The sequence below is a fragment of the Rhodanobacter sp. G2-10 genome, from assembly GCF_055809185.1.
In genome coordinates, this window is sequence record NZ_CM147900.1 from 1,245,416 (window position 1) to 1,260,784 (window position 15,369).

Annotated in this window: 14 protein-coding genes; 8 read left to right on the forward strand and 6 right to left on the reverse strand. The window is 64.7% G+C overall.

Annotated elements, in window-relative coordinates; translation table 11 throughout:
- Positions 1-146 precede the first annotated feature (146 nt).
- From AC0L58_RS05620 to ubiM, 7 genes are all read left to right on the forward strand, one after another.
- Positions 147-548 carry a host attachment family protein gene (locus AC0L58_RS05620; protein ID WP_473687494.1) on the forward strand — a complete coding sequence of 134 codons (402 nt, stop codon included), beginning with the start codon at positions 147-149 and terminating at the stop codon, positions 546-548.
- 285 nt (positions 549-833) lie between these two features.
- Complete coding sequence (gene cycA / locus AC0L58_RS05625) at positions 834-2,213, forward strand: D-serine/D-alanine/glycine transporter (RefSeq protein WP_473687496.1); 1,380 nt, start codon at positions 834-836, stop codon at positions 2,211-2,213.
- Between the two features lie 210 nt (positions 2,214-2,423).
- Entirely contained in the window at positions 2,424-3,326 is a 903-nt protein-coding gene (yghU, locus tag AC0L58_RS05630) for a glutathione-dependent disulfide-bond oxidoreductase (RefSeq protein ID WP_473687498.1), read from the forward strand.
- Complete coding sequence (locus AC0L58_RS05635) at positions 3,323-3,940, forward strand: glutathione S-transferase family protein (RefSeq protein ID WP_473687500.1); 618 nt, start codon at positions 3,323-3,325, stop codon at positions 3,938-3,940. The genes yghU and AC0L58_RS05635 overlap by 4 nt, the downstream gene beginning before the upstream one ends.
- 113 nt (positions 3,941-4,053) lie before the next feature.
- On the forward strand, positions 4,054-5,757 hold the full coding sequence (locus AC0L58_RS05640) for an AsmA family protein (protein ID WP_473687502.1): 1,704 nt from the start codon (positions 4,054-4,056) through the stop codon (positions 5,755-5,757).
- A 127-nt stretch (positions 5,758-5,884) separates the two neighbouring features.
- Positions 5,885-6,124: a hypothetical protein gene (locus AC0L58_RS05645; protein WP_473687504.1), complete on the forward strand. Its 240-nt coding sequence runs from the start codon at positions 5,885-5,887 to the stop codon at positions 6,122-6,124.
- Positions 6,125-6,221: 97 nt separating this feature from the next.
- Positions 6,222-7,463 carry a 5-demethoxyubiquinol-8 5-hydroxylase UbiM gene (gene ubiM, locus AC0L58_RS05650; protein WP_473687506.1) on the forward strand — a complete coding sequence of 414 codons (1,242 nt, stop codon included), beginning with the start codon at positions 6,222-6,224 and terminating at the stop codon, positions 7,461-7,463.
- A gap of 15 nt (positions 7,464-7,478) precedes the next feature.
- Here the strand turns inward: ubiM and AC0L58_RS05655 are convergent, their stop codons facing one another.
- The 6 genes from AC0L58_RS05655 to AC0L58_RS05680 all read right to left on the reverse strand — a co-directional run bounded on the left by AC0L58_RS05655 (position 7,479) and on the right by AC0L58_RS05680 (position 14,678).
- The gene (locus tag AC0L58_RS05655) at positions 7,479-8,090 is read right to left on the reverse strand and encodes a hypothetical protein (RefSeq protein ID WP_473687508.1); all 612 of its coding nucleotides are present in this window, start codon (positions 8,088-8,090) and stop codon (positions 7,479-7,481) included.
- Positions 8,087-8,704, reverse strand: a complete 618-nt coding sequence (locus tag AC0L58_RS05660) for an SCO family protein (RefSeq protein ID WP_473687510.1) — start codon at positions 8,702-8,704, stop codon at positions 8,087-8,089. Before AC0L58_RS05660 ends, AC0L58_RS05655 begins: the two co-directional genes overlap by 4 nt.
- Positions 8,676-10,175 (reverse strand): cbb3-type cytochrome c oxidase subunit I, encoded by a 1,500-nt coding sequence (locus AC0L58_RS05665; protein ID WP_473687512.1) that lies wholly within the window; start codon positions 10,173-10,175, stop codon positions 8,676-8,678. The genes AC0L58_RS05660 and AC0L58_RS05665 overlap by 29 nt, the downstream gene beginning before the upstream one ends.
- A 2-nt stretch (positions 10,176-10,177) precedes the next feature.
- On the reverse strand, positions 10,178-10,723 hold the full coding sequence (locus AC0L58_RS05670; RefSeq protein ID WP_473687514.1) for a cytochrome oxidase: 546 nt from the start codon (positions 10,721-10,723) through the stop codon (positions 10,178-10,180).
- Between the two features lie 362 nt (positions 10,724-11,085).
- Positions 11,086-12,846: an acyl-CoA dehydrogenase family protein gene (locus AC0L58_RS05675; RefSeq protein WP_473687516.1), complete on the reverse strand. Its 1,761-nt coding sequence runs from the start codon at positions 12,844-12,846 to the stop codon at positions 11,086-11,088.
- A gap of 104 nt (positions 12,847-12,950) precedes the next feature.
- A complete protein-coding gene (locus AC0L58_RS05680; protein WP_473687518.1) occupies positions 12,951-14,678 on the reverse strand; it encodes an APC family permease in 1,728 nt (575 codons plus the stop codon).
- Positions 14,679-14,979: 301 nt separating this feature from the next.
- On the opposite strand from AC0L58_RS05680, the gene AC0L58_RS05685 reads away from it, so the two are divergent.
- On the forward strand, positions 14,980-15,246 hold the full coding sequence (locus AC0L58_RS05685) for a DksA/TraR family C4-type zinc finger protein (protein ID WP_473687520.1): 267 nt from the start codon (positions 14,980-14,982) through the stop codon (positions 15,244-15,246).
- Positions 15,247-15,369: the final 123 nt, after the last annotated feature.

Consider the following 15,369-nt stretch of genomic DNA (forward strand, 5'->3'; position numbering starts at 1 on the left):
GCGAAGCACGGGCCTATGCAGGAGGCAAGCCAATCCTCTTCACATCGCGTTGTCCCGCTGCGTGGTCGGCTACACGAAGTTGGCCCGCCGCCCGCACGTCCGCGGAGTGCGCCAGGCCGTGACGCATTCCCGCAAGGAGATCCTGCATGCACAAAATTCCCACTGGAACTTGGATCATGGTTGCCGATGGCGCCGAGGCGCGGCTCTTCCACAATGTGGGCAGCGCCACCAAGGTGTCACTGAAGCAGGTGAAACTGCTGAAACCCCGGGACTTGCTGGACGAGGGACCCGCCGGTCGCCGACCGCCCGAATCGGACCAGCAGGCCACGGATGAGGCGACATTCGCCAAGCAACTGGCGCAGCAACTCAATGCGGCGGCGTTGAAGAGCGAATACGAACACCTCGTGCTCATGGCCGATCCGCAGACCTTGGGCCAGATCCGGCCACAACTGCACAAGGAAGCGCAGCGGCGGATCGTCATGGAAGTCGCCAAGACTTTCACCAATGCGCCGGTGGAAGACATCCAGGATGCACTGCAGCCGGCGTGATTTGCCGATGCTGCATGCGACCGGCGTGGCGGTGGTCAATGATGCGCCGACGCGTTGAAGTTGGTGCGTGGAGCACACCAAACCTTTCGCCGATGCTGTGCGGAATGATCGTGGCGCGCGGGCGCTGGTACCCGTCGTTCGGGCCAGCACGGGTCTGGCGGGAGGTGGCCGGGATGCGGCGTCGGCGGGAAATGTCGGCGACACCGGTTCTCGCCATGCCGGGCGCATGGCTGTAGCGCGGCGTTTTCGGTATCTTGGCGCATCCCTACCGCCAAGGCGCGCCGCATGACCGCATCGCTGGACCAGCCCGACCACCTGCGACGCAGCCTTTCCAACCGACACTTGCAACTGATCGCCATCGGTGGCGCGATCGGCACCGGTCTGTTCATGGGCTCGGGCAAGACGATCAGCCTGGCCGGGCCGTCGATCCTGCTGGTCTACCTGATCATCGGCGTGATGCTGTTCTTCGTGATGCGGGCGATGGGCGAGCTGCTGCTGTCCAACCTCGAGTACAAGTCGTTCATCGATTTCTCGACCGACCTGCTCGGGCCGTGGGCCGGATTCTTCTGCGGCTGGACGTATTGGTTCTGCTGGATCATCACCGCGATTGCCGACGTGATCGCGATCGCGGCCTATACCCAGTTCTGGGTTCCCGGTCTGGCGCCGTGGATTCCCGCCGTGCTGTGCGTGCTGCTCCTGCTCAGCCTGAACCTGGTCACGGTGAGGCTGTTCGGCGAGATGGAGTTCTGGTTTGCGCTGATCAAGATCATCGCGATCTGCGCGTTGATCGTCACCGGCTTCGCGCTGGTCGCCTGGGGGTTCACCTCGCCGACGGGACACCAGGCGTCGATCACCAACTTGTGGAACGACGGTGGTTTCTTTCCGAAAGGTTTGAGCGGATTCTTTGCCGGCTTCCAGATTGCCGTGTTCGCCTTCGTCGGCATCGAGCTGGTCGGCACCACGGCCGCCGAGACGGCCGATCCGAGGCGCAACCTGCCCAAGGCGATCAACTCGATCCCCATCCGCATCATCATCTTCTACGTGCTGGCGCTGGTGGCGATCATGATGGTGACGCCGTGGCGGTTGGTGGAGGCGGGCAAGAGCCCGTTCGTGGAACTGTTCGTGCTGGCCGGCATTCCGGCGGCGGCCAGCCTGATCAACTTCGTGGTGCTGACCTCGGCGACCTCCTCGGCCAACAGCGGCATTTTTTCCACCAGCCGCATGCTCTATGGCCTGGCGGAGGAGAAGCACGCGCCGAAGACGTTTTCCCGTTTGTCGCGGGCGGCGGTGCCGTCGATCGGCTTGCTGTTTTCCTGTTTCTGCCTGCTCATGGGCGCGGCGCTGATTTATCTGATCCCCGATCTGATCACCGCGTTCACCCTGATTACCACCTTGTCCGCGGTGCTGTTCATGTTCGTGTGGTCGCTGATCCTGTTCGCCTATATCGCGTACCGGCGCAAGCGCCCGCAGCTGCATGAAGCGTCCACCTACAAGATGCCTGGCGGCGTGGTGATGTGCTGGGTGTGTCTCGCCTTCTTCGTATTCGTATTGGTGCTGCTGAGCCTGCAACCCGATACGCGCGAGGCGTTGATCGCCAGCCCCGTGTGGTTCGTGCTGCTCGCGGTCGGCTATGCATCGAAGGCGCGCCGGCTGCGTCGGGGTTGAGCGAATCGTCGCCGTGATTGCACGGCGCGTGATCACTGCCGCCACGGCCCTGGCGCGAAAGCCGGTCCTGTTGCAGGCGGATGCGCTGAAGGTTTGCGCATCAATTGCTCTGGTAGGATCGTTCATCGGATATCCGGGAATTCCCGATATTTCGATGGCTCGGTGATTTGAAGAATTTCCGGGCCTGGCTGTCTTTTGCGGAGTACGCCAGTGACCGAGTCTGCCTCCTATGAACCGCCGAAGATATGGCAATGGGACAAGGAGAGCGGCGGGCGTTTCGCCAGGATCAACCGACCCGTTGCCGGAGCCACCCACCACAAGGCACTGCCGGTGGGCCGTCATCCGCTGCGGCTTTATTCGCTGGGCACGCCCAACGGGGTGAAGGTGACGGTGATGCTGGAGGAGTTGCTTGCACTGGGACATGCCGGCGCGGAGTACGACGCGTGGCTGATCCGCATCGACGAGGGTGACCAGTTCGGCAGCGGCTTCGTCGCGGTCAATCCGAACTCCAAGATTCCCGCGTTGATGGATCGTGGCGGCGCACAGCCGGTACGCGTGTTCGAGTCGGGCGCGATCCTGCTGTACCTGGCGGAAAAGTTCGACGCCTTGCTTCCTGTTGATCGCGCGACCCGTGCCGAATGCCTGTCGTGGCTGTTCTGGCAGGTGGGCAGTGCACCCTTCCTGGGCGGCGGCTTCGGTCATTTCTACGCGTATGCGCCGGAAAAGATCGAGTACGCCATCGACCGCTATGCGATGGAGGTGAAGCGCCAGCTCGACGTGCTTGATCGCCATCTTTCCGAACACCGCTATCTGGCCGGGGCCGACTATTCGATTGCCGACATCGCGGTATGGCCATGGTATGGCTTGCTGGCGGAAGGCCGGCTCTACGACGCCGGCGAGTTTCTGCAGGTGCAGACATACACCCATGTGCAACGCTGGGCTGCCGCTATCGCCGAGCGACCGGCGGTGCGGCGTGGGCGCATGGTCAACAGTGTCTTTGGCGAGTTGTCCGGACAGTTGCGCGAGCGGCACGCTGCCAGCGATTTCGAGACCCGAACTCAGGACAAGCTGCAAGTCCATGGCGCAACCGAAACCGGCGGAGAATCCCGATGAGACTGTTCGACAGCCAGCGCGCACCCAATCCCCGCCGCGTGCGCTGGTGCATGGCCGAGAAGGGCATTGCGGATATCGAGATCGTGCCGGTCGATATTTTCAAGGGCGAACACCGCAGCGCCGATTACCGTGCGCATGCCGGTCTGCCGCATGTGCCGGCGCTTGAGCTGGACGATGGCAGCACGATCACCGAATCCGTCGCCATCTGCCGTTACCTGGAGAGTCGCTATCCCGAGCCCAATCTGTTCGGCCGCGATGCGCAGGAAACGGCAGTCATCGAAATGTGGACGCGTCGCGCGGAAATGCTGCTCGCCACTCCGCTGATGATGGCCGTGCGACATGGTCATCCGGCGCTGGCCGCGCTGGAGCGGCAGGTGCCCGACGTCGCCGCTTACTTTCGCGGCGCGGCCGAACGGGCGCTCCCGCTGTTCGATCGCCAGCTCGGCGATAGCCGTTTCATTGCCGGTGAGCGGCTGACCATCGCCGATATCGTCGCCTTCAGCGGGCTCGATTTCGCGAGATTGATCAAGTTCCGGCCGGCCGAGAGCCTGGTCCACGTGACCCGCTGGGCTGATGCCATGTGCCAGCGCCCGGCAGCTGCGGCGGGTGTCTGATCCCGCCGCAGATTTGGTGCTCACCGCGAATCATGCCGTAGCGTTTGGAGCGCGCTTCGCCTGACGCAGTGGGCTAGTATCGAGCGACGACCACTGGCGTGTGGGTTGTGCCGATGAAACGCGTACTGATTGCAATTCTCGTCGTTGTAGTTGTGCTGCTTGTCGCCGGCGTGGGTGCGTTGTTGCTGCTGGATGCCAACCATTTCCGCCCGCAAATCCAGGCCACGCTGAGCCAGGCGCTGGGGCGCGAGGTGACACTGGGCAAGTTGCATGTGTCGGTATGGTCGGGTTCGCTGGATGCCGATGACATCCGCATCGGCGACGATCCGGCGTTCGGCGGACAGGCCTTCGTCAGCGCGCAGTCGCTGCAACTGGGCGTGCAGTTGTGGCCGCTGTTGCTGCATCGGCAACTGCACATCACGTCGCTGACGCTGGACCAGCCCAGCGTGCGCCTGGTCCAGAACCGGGCCGGTCGCTGGAACTTCGCCAGCTTTGGCGAAACCACGACGGCGACGCCGTCAGCCGCATCGCCAGACGAACCGCTGGCGTTCAGCGTCGACAAGCTGCGCATCAAGCATGGCCGCATCGATCTGCAACGATCGACGGGCGACGTGCGCAGCTACCGGCAGGTGGCGCTGAGCGCGGACCAGGTTGGCCTGGGCGCGGCGTTCCCGTTTTCGATGAGCGCCGACATGGCCGGTGGCGGCACCCTGAAACTGGATGGCAAGCTCGGCCCGTGGCATGCGGGCAATGCGGTGCTGACGCCGGTCGATGCGCACCTGGTGATGCATGATCTGGACATGGTCGGGGCCGGGCTGGTGAGTCATGGGGACGGTATCGGCGGCGTGCTCGATATCGACACCCGGATTGTCTCCGCCGATGGTGTGGTGAAGTCCCGCGGCCGCATCGATGCCCGTCAACTGAAGTTGATGGCCGCCGGTTCACCTTCGCCACAGCCGCTGCAGGTCGATTACCAGGCCAGCTACCAGCTCGACAGCAGCCGCGGCCGGATCGAGAACAGCACTCTGGGCAGCGGGGCGGCACGACTGGCCATCAGCGGCAGCTTCGACAATCGGGCCGAGGTCATGCGGCTGGATTTGCGCCTTCGTGGCAAGCAGTTGCCGGTCGACGACCTGCAGCCGCTGTTGCCGGTGTTCGGCGTGGTGCTGCCCAGGGACTCGCGCCTCAGCGGCGGCAGCCTTGGCCTTGACCTGCACGCGCAAGGGCCGCTCGACGCCCTGGTGATCAGTGGCCCGGTGTCGCTGGACAACTCGCGGCTGGCGGGCTACAGCCTCGGCGCGAAGCTGGGCGGTGCCCTGGCGTTGGCCGGCATCAAGGCGCCGCAAGACACCGTGATCCGGCATGCCGCGGCGACACTGAAGATCGCGCCGTCAGGGATTACCGCCGATCCGGCCAACGCCGAGATCGTCGATCTGGGCAGCCTTGCCGGCAAGGGCAGCATGGCCGCCAGTGGCAAGCTCGATTTCCGCATGCTGGTCAAGCTCGATCAGGCGATCGCCGGCGGCGGGCAGGGCAGCGGGTTGTTGGGTAACTCCAAGGCGGGGCGCCTGCTTGGCGGAGTCCTCGGCGGAGCGTCCGGGCAAGGTATCGGCGTGCGCGTGGGCGGCACTGCCAGCGAACCGAGCTTCCAACTGGACCCCGGCGCCGTGGCTGGCCTGCTCAAGTCGGGAATCGGCGGCGCATTGAACGACGGCCCGGCGCAGAAGCCCGCGGCAACGCCGCCCGCGAAGTCCGACAAGAAGGAGCTGCTCGACAGCTTGCTGCGCGGCGCACTGGATTCCGGCAAGCAGCACTAGGAACCTGCCGATGACTGCGGCAACCGGTCCTGGCCGGACTTGACCGGGATCAAGGTGGCCGGGGGGAGCTTCCTCGAAAATGCCACGGCGCGGTGCCTTGGCGGTATCGCTGTAGCCAGGAAATCCCGTGGAATTCCATATTGCCATCGTCGATGCATCTCCCGAGCCCGGCGTCGTGCAGGACGCGTTGTTTGACGTGGATCCGACCGCCGTGGTCGATCTGGACATGAGTGGCCTGGTGATGCGGGTATCTGCCTCTGCCACCGCGGAAGATCTGGTTGATGTCTTGCGTCGGACCGGCTGGCCGGTGACTGCCGAACAGATCGTGCAGTTGCCATCGATCTGCTGCGGCGGCTGCAGCGGCTGACCATTGTCCTGCGGCGTCACTTTGCTTGACCGAAATCAGCGCAGGCGGGCACGTCCGCCGTTACCTTGCAGGCCACCTGTCGCGGAGCGTGCTGCATATGTCATTCGATATCGTGATCATCGGCGCCGGCCCGGCCGGCCTGTGTTTCGCCCGTTCGCTGGCCGGCACCGGCTTGCGCATGGCATTGGTCGAACGGCAGCAGGAAGCGGCGCTGATCGCGCCGGCGGATGACGGGCGCGAAATTGCGATCACCCATCACTCGCGGCGGCTGATGGGCGAGCTGGGCCTGTGGGCGCGTCTGCGCGAGGGCGAAATCGGCACCCTGCGCGATGCCATGGTGATCGACGGCAACGACCGTGACGGCCTGATGTTTCGTCACGACGAGGCGGGCAAGTCGCAATTGGGCTGGCTGCTGTCCAACCACGCGATCCGCCGGGCCGCGTATGCCGAGGTGATGGAGTTGCCCGAAGTCGAGCGCATCACCGGCGCACGAGTCGGTGCGGTTCGCACCGGCAGCGATGGGGCGGAGGTGACACTCGACAATGGCGACACCTTGCGCGCGCAGCTGGTGGTCGCGGCCGACAGTCGTTTCTCGGAGAGTCGTCGGGCCATGGGCATCGGCGCCTCGATGCATGATTTCGGCAAGACCATGCTGGTGCTGCGCATGCAACACGACGTGTCGCACGAGCAGGTGGCGTGGGAATGGTTTGGCATCGGCCAGACCCTGGCACTGTTGCCGTTGCACGATCCGCATACTTCCTCGGTGGTGCTGACCCTGCCGCCGCAACAGATGCAGGCCCTGCTGGCACTGGACGATGCGGCGCTGGAGGTGGCGATGGCTGCACGCTTCCAGCAGCGCCTGGGCGCGATGCGGGTGGCCGGCCCACGTTGCGCCTATCCGCTGGTCGGGGTGTACGCGAAACGCTTCGTGGCCGAACGCTTTGCGCTGATCGGCGATGCTGCCGTGGGCATGCATCCGGTTACCGCGCACGGCTTCAATTTCGGCCTGCTCGGGCAGGACACGCTGGCGCGCGAACTGCGCATGGCGCTGGCGGCGGGGCAGTCGATCTGCAGTCCACTCGCATTGAAGCGCTACGAGCGGCAACACCGTCTGGCTACCCGACCGCTGTACCTGGCCACGCAGATGCTGGCTGGCCTGTACACCGACGACAGCCGCCCGGCCCGGGTGGTCCGCAAGCTTGCGCTGGGCGCAGGTGCGCGGCTTGGGCCATTCAGGCGAATGGTGATGTCGGGGCTCACCACCGACGGTGCGCGCGTGCCGGCGCCGCTGCGCTTGCTGCGCGCGCAGCGGGCGCGGTTGCAGGCACGCAGTCCATGAGGCAGGCGTACCCGGTCAGTCGTGTTCGATCGGGGAATCCTCGTGCTCCCCGCGGCCACTGTCGACATGCCCCCACATCAGCTTCCAGATGAGCATCAGCAGGATCGCGAATCCAGCCACGAGGAGGATCTTGCCGAGTCGCTGCTGGTCGTCCAGCAGATAATTGCTGCACAGGCGCTCGGGTGATATCACGTACAGCCAACCGAGTCGCAGCATGGTGGCAATCAGTTCGAGCAGGACCACGCCGCGCACCACGAAACCTGCACGCGGCCAGCTCAGTGCGATCGGTGCGCCGATCAGCAGCGGCACACTGAGGAACTTCGCCAGGGTGATCCGGGGATCGTCCAGCGCGGCGTCCATCGCCAGTGGCAGCATCCACACCATGCCGGTCAGCGAGGCCAGCAGCAATCCGCTGATGCCGCGATGATTCCATGCCGATACGGACCGCTCCAGCCAGCCCGGCGCGCCCCGCGCCAGCCCCCAGCCAGCCACTGCCAGCAGCGGAATCTGTACCAGCATCTGCAGGATCATCGTCGCTTCGAGCGCGTGGCGCACGGGCGGAACGACGAGCACCGCCCACAGCATGGCACCGGCCAGGCAGAGTCTGCCGGTGGACAGCTGTTTCATGGCGTCAACCGCCGGGTAACGTAACTGGCGGCGGCGCGGAAATCGTTCCAGTCCAGGATCGCGACGATGCGGCCCTGCGGATCGACCACCGCGATCGCCGCGTTGTGCACGAAGCCGTCCAGCCCGTCCGGCACGGCGACCACGCCGAAGACGCGCATCAGTGCCGTGAGATCCGCTTGATCGACCGGACGCGCCGCGATCCAGCCTGCGCCCTGGTCACCGTGCCGGCGCTGGTAACCGGCAAGCGCGGCGGGATCGTCGTGTGCCGGATCGAAGCTGACGCTCAGCAAGCTGACCTTGCCCGCGGCGATCGGGTCGGCCAGTTGGCGTTGCAGGCGCGCGAACTCGCTGCCCTGGACCGAGCAGTAAGTCATGCAACGCGTGTAGATGAAATCGACCAGCAGCCAGCGCCCGCGCAATTCGGCGAAACTGGTGTGTGTCTCGTCGGCAGTCTGCAACGGCAGCGGCGGAACCGGTCGCGGATGCTTGCTCACGTCGATACGGCGGGCGGTCTCGGTGGTATAGGCGCGAAACCCATGCGTGGCGGCGGCCAGTACCCCCAGGCCCGCCGCCAGCAAGACAAGGCTAATCAGCAGTGTTCGCAGTAGCGCCATCGGCTTTCCCGCGCGCTGGTGCTTTCAGCAGGCCCACCGTGATGCGGATCGCGAAGTAGAGCATGCCCAGCACCACCAGGATCGCGCCGATCGAGCCCACCTTGTCGGTGCCGGTCCACTCCGGCAGGTGCGTTGCCATCCGTCGCGCCACGCTGAGATGTCCGGCGTCAAGGAAGGCCAACACGAAGATCAGGCCGCCAATCAGGTAGACCGGAAAGCCAAGCCGGTCCGCAGCCGTGTTCGGCGGCGCATCCGCACGCTGGCCGATCACATGGAACATCAGCGCCAGCGCCATCGGCAGCACCCCGAGCAGCAGATAGAAGTGGAAGTGACCGGGCACCCACTGCGTGTTGTGCATCACATGGTTGATGCGGATGGTGCCGTCGAGGATGGCCGGCACGATGCCTGCCGCCCAGCCGAACAGCGACAGGATCAGCAGCCGCGAGGGCATCGTCCAGCGCATGTTGGAGCGATAGATGTTGGTCAGCGCGCCGTACATGGTGACCAGGAACACCGGAAATCCCGCGCCATACGACACCACCTGTCCCATGATCAACATCCAGCGCGGTTCGGCGAAGTCCATCAGCAGGTGGTGCGGAAACACGATGATCACGAACACGGTGCTGACCGCCCACGACCAGATGAACGGTCGCGAGATCGGATACGGCTTGCCCGAGTATCGCGCCAACAATTCGTATACCGCGATCACGCCCATGTAGATCGTGGCGTTGATGTACATGTGGCCGAACCAGTAGATCAGGTTCTTGGCCACCAACGCGTTCAGCGCCATCTCGGGGTAATAGATATTGACCAGGCCCATCACCAGCACCACCGCGCCGGCCAGGATGCCCAGCACGTTGGCGATGATCACCATGGTGCTGGCCACCACGGTCTTCGGGTGATCCGGGTCGATCGTGCCGCGGAACAACCACTGCAGTCCGAGCGCGCGCCCGAGGTTGCCGTGCACCTTGATGATGGCGGCGGCGGCGTCGAGATAGAACACCAGCATGCCCACGCCGATCAGCAGATAGCCGAGCATGAACAGTGCTGCGGCGTTGGGACTCCACAGCCCCATGCCGTGCACCGGCAGCGGATACAGGAATGTCCACAGCGCAGCGTAGCCGTCGACGAAGATCGCGAAGATGATGCACAGCGCACCGAGCAGGAACAGTATGTAGTTGGCAACGAACGCCCACAGGTGCAGCCGGACGTACTTGCGCAGGAAGAACCACATCACCGCGGTGGTCGCCAGGGCAGCAGTGCCGACCATGCCGGCGCCATGCATCGACAGGATGCGATAGAACAGATCGGGCGGTACCGACAGCCAGGTCGCCTGTCCCATGCGCATGGTCAGGCCAAGCAGCATCATCAGCACGAACAACGCCACGGCCGAGATGATGTAGAGATTGAAGGCAACCCGGTTACCGCCTTCGAGACGCTCGTTGTCCGGATACATCGTCAATGCAGCCATGATCAGTCTCCGCTCGCCGCGACTACCTCGATCTCGGATGTCATCGGCGCGTGGCCGATGCCGCAATACTCCAGGCACATGACCTTGTAGGTACCCGGTTGCGTGAACGTGTACACCAGCTTGTTGGTGAAACCGGGCATCGCCTGGGTCTGGGTCGCGATGCGCCCATCAGGCGCGTAGATCGCGAATCCGTGATTCACGTCATGGCTGGTCACCCGGAATTCCACCGGGCTGCCAGCGTGCACGGTGTTTGGCGTGATCTGCCATGACCATTGCCGGCCGACCACATCCACCACCTGGTGGGCGTCCAGCGGCGCGTTCTGCAGCGGTATCGGGAAGTGGCGGAGGGTGCCGTAGGTAGCACCCACGAAGATGATCAGCAGCGCGCCGAACAGCCATCGTCTCAGTACGTTGGACGTGTGCGCGGCCTTGCGTGTCGCGGCATCGTCGGCGGGCTTGCCAGCCTGGCGGATTACGTGGATGAAACCCAGCGCGACCAAACCCATGCCAACCAGCGCGATGGTCCAGATGACGTTCTGAAGGATCATGACAGGCCCCGTCCAGTCAAGACTGGCTGGACTATGGCCCAGCCGGTTCGGGGAGTCAAACGGAGTTCCGAGCATGGTCGCGGAGAAGCTGTGCCGCAAACGCGCCCCCGACCTGGGGGCATGTTTCGTGCAGACGAAGGAGCGTGGGCCGCAGAAACCTTCGGCCTGCGATGATGCCTTTATCCGTGGGCGGCGCCTCTCCTCGGGCTTGCATGACAGGACGAGGTGCAGACCCCGGTGGACGCACGCCATGGCGAAGGCATCATCGCGCTCTCCAAGGTTTCTGCGGCCAGCGCTGCCAGGGATGCCCTGATCCATTCAACGCAGGCGTCACCGGCTGTGTTGAATAGATCAGGGCATGCCTAGATCACGTCCCACATGTAACCGTCGTGGGCCAGCACCGCGCCGGCCAGTTGCTCGATCGCGGCGTCCTCGTTTCGATCCAGTCCGCGCACGTTGCGAGCCATCCGTCGGCGTGCCTGCCTGGCGAATACTTCCGCAATGTTGGCCGCCTCGGCGGCTGCGGGGTGTGAATTTTTCTCGAGACTGTCCGCGCGCGAGAGCACGCACAGGCCGACGAAGAGATCGATCGCGATACTGGCCAGACGCTTCTGTGCGTGTTGCATGTCGGTGGCTTTTTTGCCGTACCGGCGCAGCAACTGGTCGGAGGATTTGGACAGTTCCACCGTGTACTTTTCGTACATGCCGGCAACCGTGCGCAGCCGCGGCGAAAGCCCGTGCGCAATGCGGTCGATGCCGTACCCCGTGGCTTCGCGCACACGTCGGCCGGTGTAGCTGCCCAGTACACCGAAGCCCTTGATCGGATCGTTGAAGATTTCGCCCACAGCCGATTTCAACTCGCTCAGCCCCGCGCCCACACCCTTCAGCCCGGAAAGCGCGATGTACAAGTGCAGGATCTCGTTGGTGCCCTCGAAGATCGAAAGGATGCGCGTGTCACGGGTGATCTGCTCGTACGGGAACTCGCGCATGAAACCGTTGCCGGCGGCGATCTGCAGTGCCTCATACGATGCGCGCTGCACCGCCTCGCTGGCGAACACCTTGCTCATCGCCGCCTCGACCGAATAGTCGCTGCCGCCGCTGTCGATCAGGTACGCCACCATCCACACGGCGCTTTCGGCGGCGAAGCAATCCACCGTCATCTGCGCGATCTTCTCGCGCACCAGCCCGAACTCCGCGATCGGCTGACCGAACTGCTTGCGTTCCTTCGCCTGCGCGCAGGCCAGTCGGATCAGCGAGCGCATGCCGCCCACCGCGCCGCCACCCAGTCCGGTGCGACCGCTGTTCAGGATGCTCATCGCCACCTTGAAGCCCTTGCCGACCGGGCCGAGTACGTTTTGCGGCGGCACCTGCACGTCGGCGAACGCGACGGTGGTGGTGCTCGACGCGCGAATCCCCATCTTGTCTTCGTGCGGGCCGTGACTCACGCCGGGCCATGCCGCTTCGACGATGAAGGCAGTGATCTTGCCTTCGGATGTGTCGGTGCGCGCGAACACGGTGTAGAAGTCGGCGATGCCGCCGTTGGTGATCCAGATCTTTTCGCCGGAGAGCGTCCAGCTGCCGTCGTCGTTGCGCACGGCCCGGGTCCGGATCGAGGCGGCATCGGAGCCGGCGCCGGACTCGGTGAGGCAGAAAGCGGCGATCAACTCGCCGCTGGCCAGCCTGGGCAGGTAGCGCTGCTTTTGTTCGTCGGTGCCGAACAGCAGCAGGCCCTTCATGCCGATCGAGCTGTGCGCGCCGATCGTCAGCGAGACCGAACTGTCGTGGCTGCTGGTCTGGCCGAGCACGCGGGCATAGGCTCCGTTGGACAGCTCCAGGCCGCCGAATTCCTCGGGGATGATCAGACCGAACAGGCCCATCTCGCGCAAGGCCTGGATGAACTCGACAGGCTGCTCGCCGGCTCGGTCGTATTGCTTGAGGTCGGCCGCCTTGTCGTCGAGGAACTGGTCGATCGCGTCGGTCATCGCGCCCAGCAATTCCTTGTCGCGGGCAAGAATCTCCGGATACGGGAACAGGTTCTCCTCCAGGATATTGCCGAGAAAAAGCTGTTTGGCCACGCTTTCGTCGCTGGGCAGCACATTGCCGCGGTGGGGTTGCGAGGGCATGGTGCGGCTCCTGGTGGGGTCAGGGTTCCATTCTGGCACTACGCCGGGAACCTGCCCTGCTGCGAATCGACGCAGGGCGCGGTGCACCCTGCGCGTTCGGGTATTCAGGCAGGTTGCGTGGTGTTTCCGTCGCCCGATGGATCGACTTTCCGCTCGGCCGGCGTGCCATTGGCCGGGTCGGCCAGATGGTGTTCCATCCGTCCCGGCGGCAGGCACAGCGCAGTAGCCATCCACAGAATCAGGCCCGAGAACACCGCCAGCACCAGGATGGCCCAGCCAAAGCCGAGCAGGCCCACGTTGCCGGCACCCTTGGCCAGCGCCGGGTATTCGCCCAGCCAGCTGATCACCGCCAGCCCGCACAGCCACACCGGCACCCACAGGCCGGATCGGAATTCCAGCCGTGGCGTGGTGGCGCGGTAACGCAGCTCGTGCAGCAGCAGGATGACGTAGCCGATGACCACGGCGACCAGCAGTTTCCAGGTGGTCTCCCAGCCGGACCAGTACACGATCAGGTTCGATGACAAAAAGCCCAGGTAGGCCACCAGGTTGCCTGCCGGCAGGCGGAACGGTCGTGCCTGTCGCGGCAATTGCTTGCGCATCGCAATCAGCGCCAGCGGACCGGAGCCGAACGACAGCACGGTGGCCGAGGTGACGAAGCCGACCAGCTTCTGCCAGCCCGGGAACGGCAGGAAAAAAATCGTGCCGGCAATGAAGGTCACGATCACGCTGACCCACGGCACACCGCGCTGATTGACCTTGGCCAGGCTGCGCGGCGCATTGCCGTTGCGGCCCATCGCGTAGGAGATGCGCGAGGTCACCGTGGTGTAGATCAAGCCGGTGTCCGCCGGCGAGATCACCGCATCGATGTACAGCAACACGGCCAGCCAGGTCAGTCCCATCACGCCGGCCAGCGCAGCCAGCGGCCCGAAGGTGGCGGCGATGTCGCTGAGACCCGCGTCGAAACTGGTGCCAATGTTGGCCCAGCCATGGGTCAACGCCTCGGTCGGCAGCGCGCCGATGAAGGCGACCTGCAGCGCGACGTAGATCACCCCGGTGATCAGGATCGAGCCGATGATGGCCAGCGGCACGTTACGCTGCGGCTTGCTGGTTTCGCCTGCCAGTTCCACACCCTGGCGAAAGCCGAGATAGGAAAACACGATGCCGGCGGTGGCGATGGACGAGAACACGCCGGCCCAGCCGAACGGCATGAAGCCGCCCGCACCGGCATGGGTGAAATTGCGTCCGTGAAAAGCGGTCAGCAGAAACGCCACGATCACCAGCACGATGATGAACAGCTTCCACCACACCAGCGCATTGTTGAGCCGCGCGAACCAGCGGATGCCGATCACGTTGATCAGGCTGAACAGCGCAAGCATCCCGATCGCCACCGCCAGTCCCGGCAGGGTGAGCACCGGCACGCCATCTTCCAGTCGTTGCAGCCAGGGCACGTAATTGGTGGAGTATTGCAGGGCGGCCAGCACCTCGATCGAGGTGGTCGAGGCCACCGCCAGCCAGGTGATCCAGCCAAGCGTGTAACTGGCGAACGAACCGAACGCGTAGTGCGGGAAGCGCACCACGCCGCCAGATACCGGGAACATCGTGCTCAGTTCGGCGTAGCAGAGCCCGATCAGGATGACCATGATGCCGCCCAGACCCCAGGCGATGATCGAGGCCGGGCCGGCGATCTGCGCCGCGCTCAGCGCACCGAACAGCCAGCCGGAGCCGATGATCGAACCGACCGCCGTGAACAGCAGGCCGATCGTGCCGATGTCGCGCTTCAGGCGTTTGTCGTCGCTGGCCGTGCGGTGAACGGGGGCGTCGTGATTCTCCATGATCGCTTCCTGTGTCGGGGCGGAGGGAATGCGCCCGGAAACGGCATGACAGTCGAACGGCTCAGACGGGCGCGATGGAGTTTGCGTCCGATAGTCACAGCCTCGGCCATCATGCACAAGTCCGCCAAAGCGAGCGCGCGGTCCGCGTGACGATCACTTCGTGTGACCGGCGTGGATCGTGACGGGGCGACGGACACGTGCTTGATGCCATCGCTCCCGCCTGAATGGTTGCAAGTCCGCGGCTGGGCCTGGGCCCGTATCGGGGGTATCTTTCGGGTATGGACAGTTGTGGAGATTCCCGATGGCAACCGGCTGGGCCGGCGACGGCGCCGTACAGGATCAGATTGATGCCACGGTCAATGATGGCGTGCAGCGCGCGCGCCGACAGTTGCGTCGTGGCCCGGGTCTGACCCATTGCGAGGAATGCGATGCGCCGATTCCTGAGGCGCGGCGCCAGGCCGTGCCCGGCGTGCGCTTGTGCGTCGCCTGTCAGGAAGCCGAGGATGCGCAGGCACGCAGCGCCGGTCTGTACAACCGTCGCGGCAGCAAGGACAGCCAGCTGCGCTGAGATGCGGCTGGAGCAAAGATCAGGCGTGACCCTTGCGTCGTCCGTTGATGACCTTCTGCATTGATGCGGACGACCCGGCGGGCAGAGCCCGCCCTACCAGGTGCCGTAGGCGGGCTCTGCCCG